This is a genomic window from Mesorhizobium sp. (assembly GCF_005063415.1).
In the GTDB taxonomy this organism is placed as follows: domain Bacteria; phylum Pseudomonadota; class Alphaproteobacteria; order Rhizobiales; family Rhizobiaceae; genus Mesorhizobium.
The window spans coordinates 1-2,265 of sequence record NZ_SUEG01000219.1 but is presented as its reverse complement, the minus strand read 5'-3'; the positions used below and the strand labels follow the sequence as shown (position 1 = coordinate 2,265).

At 63.8% G+C, this 2,265-nt stretch carries 2 protein-coding genes and 1 pseudogene; all 3 read left to right on the top strand.

Translation table 11 applies throughout. The annotated features are described in order from the left end of the window. Positions 1 to 350: 350 nt before the first annotated feature. Complete coding sequence (locus E5W70_RS30155; RefSeq protein WP_292664928.1) at positions 351 to 1,142, top strand: DUF3108 domain-containing protein; 792 nt, start codon at positions 351 to 353, stop codon at positions 1,140 to 1,142. Between the two features lie 40 nt (positions 1,143 to 1,182). Further along, the gene (locus E5W70_RS30150) at positions 1,183 to 2,088 is read left to right on the top strand and encodes an EamA family transporter (protein WP_292664927.1); all 906 of its coding nucleotides are present in this window, start codon (positions 1,183 to 1,185) and stop codon (positions 2,086 to 2,088) included. Continuing rightward, positions 2,085 to 2,265 (top strand): annotated as a pseudogene (locus E5W70_RS30145) (lysoplasmalogenase); the annotation flags it as partial. The gene E5W70_RS30150 and the pseudogene E5W70_RS30145, both read left to right, overlap by 4 nt.

Below are 2,265 nucleotides of genomic sequence, written 5' to 3'. Positions count from 1 at the left end.
GGCTTCGCCGAGCCACCTCTCCCCCACTTTCGTGGGGGCGAGGAACCCAAGCTGGAGTGAAGCCGCAACCCTTTCCCTCTGCGGGGCCGAGGCAGATCGGCAAATTCGTCGAGAGCGCCACATTTTGTTCTTGCTTTGTGCCGGCAGCTATGCTATTAGTTCCGGTATGGTGCTAATTGGCTCCAACGACCCGCCCGCCAAGGCGGGTTTTTTATTTTGGCGGTCGACCAGCCCCAGCGTTTCCTGCCGAAGCCGCCTTTCACATTAAGGCCGGAATTCAGCCTATAAACGGTCGCACAGGGACATGCCAGACCGGAGCCGCCCGTCCGGTCGACAATCAAGGACCCGCCATGCCTCGTTCTTTCCTCCATGCCCTGATCGTGTTGGTGGCCGTCGTGCTGTCGACGACGGCTTCGACCGCAGAGCCGCAATCCTTCACGGGCGAGTATTCGGTATCGTTCCTCGGCCTCTCCGTGGCCAAGGCGAAATTCTCCAGCGATTACGAGGGCGACACCTATTCGATCGAGGGCAGCGTCTCCGCCGCCGGGCTCGCCACTTTGTTCGACGATACGAAAGGCACGATCTCGTCGAAGGGCAAGATTTCGGGCAAGCAGTTGCAGCCGCAAGCGTTCCACGCCGACTACACGTCCGGCAAGAAGGCATCGATGATCGACATCCAGTTTGCCAACGGCGTCGTCACCTCGACCAAGGTCGTGCCTGAGCCGAAGAAGCGCAATCCCAACAACTGGATACCGCTGGTCGGCAGCGATCTCGTATCCGTCCTCGATCCGATGGCCGCGACCGTCATCCATGCCGACAGCCTCGACCAGGTCTGCGGGCGCACGGTGAAGCTCTATGACGGCGAAATGCGTGCCGATCTGAAACTGACCTACGAGTCCAAAGGCTCGATCTCGGTGACCGGCTACCAGGGTGATACGGTCACCTGCAGGCTTGGCTTCGAGCCGGTGGCCGGCTACCGCAAGAACCGCAAGGCGCTGAACTACCTGAAGAAACGCAGCCGCATCATGGTGACGTTTGCACCGGTCGGCCAAAGCGGCGTATATGCGCCGATCCGCGCCACGGTCAGTACGCAAATCGGCCCGTTGACGATCAGCGCGGAGCGGTTCGAAGCAAACGAATAGGCGTGATGGTGCGCCGCCAACGGGCATGGGGGCGACTGATATGGCGCGCGCAACACTGATCGGCTTCTCCGCGGTCGCCATGTGGGCGCTGCTGGCGCTGCTTACGGATGCTTCGGGCGCCGTGCCGCCGTTCCTGCTTTCGGCAATCACCTTTACGATCGGCACCTGCGTCGGGCTGGTTGCCCGGCTGTTCATGCCGGCAGCCGACGGCGCCGCGAGGATACCGCGCCAGGTCAAAATACCACGCAAAGTCTGGGTGATCGGCATTGCCGGCCTGTTCGGCTATCACTTCTTCTACTTCACCGCGCTGCGCAATGCACCGGCCGTCGAGGCCAGCCTGATCGCTTATCTGTGGCCGCTGCTGATCGTGCTCGGATCGGCGCTGATGCCTGGCGAGCGGCTGGCCTGGAACCATATCGTCGGCGCGCTGCTCGGCCTTGCCGGCACGGTCCTGATCGTCACCAAGGGCGGCGGGCTTGCCTTCGATGCGCGTTATGCCTTCGGCTACGCCATGGCCGGCGTCTGTGCGGTGCTGTGGTCGTCCTATTCGCTGTTGTCGCGGCGCTTCCCGTCGGTGCCGACCAGCATCGTCACCTGGTTTTGCGCCGCCACCGCGGCCCTTTCGCTGGTCTGCCATCTGTTGCTTGAACAGACGGTGCTGCCCGACAGCGCCGGCCAGTGGCTGGCCGTGCTCGGCCTCGGTCTGATGCCGGTGGGGGCGGCGTTCTATGCCTGGGACATCGGCGTCAAGCGCGGCAACATCCAGGTGCTGGGGGCGGCGAGCTATGCCGCGCCGCTGCTGTCCACCCTGGTGCTGATCGCCGCCGGCTTCGCCGAGCCGTCATGGCGCATCCTCGCCGCCTGCGTGCTGATCACCGGCGGCGCGGCACTGGCGGCGAAATCGCTGTTCCTGCGCAAGAGGGCTACGAGCGAGGCAAACGCATGATGCCGTTTCCCGGCGGCATCGATGCCAATGCCAATGCGACGCTGGTGTTTTCGTTGGCGGCGGCGGTGATTTACGTGTTCAGCCTCGTCATGCCGCCGCGTCTTTCGCGGTCGGCGGCAAGGACATTGGCGGTGGCGATGCTGGCGGTGCTGGTCGTGCAGCAGGGCGGCCCATGGC

Bases quoted from the DNA above. Each gene is read 5' to 3' on its own strand.
- E5W70_RS30155 (WP_292664928.1), top strand. From the start codon at position 351: ATGCCTCGTTCTTTCCTCCATGCCCTGATCGTGTTGGTGGCCGTCGTG.
- E5W70_RS30150 (WP_292664927.1), top strand. From the start codon at position 1,183: ATGGCGCGCGCAACACTGATCGGCTTCTCCGCGGTCGCCATGTGGGCG.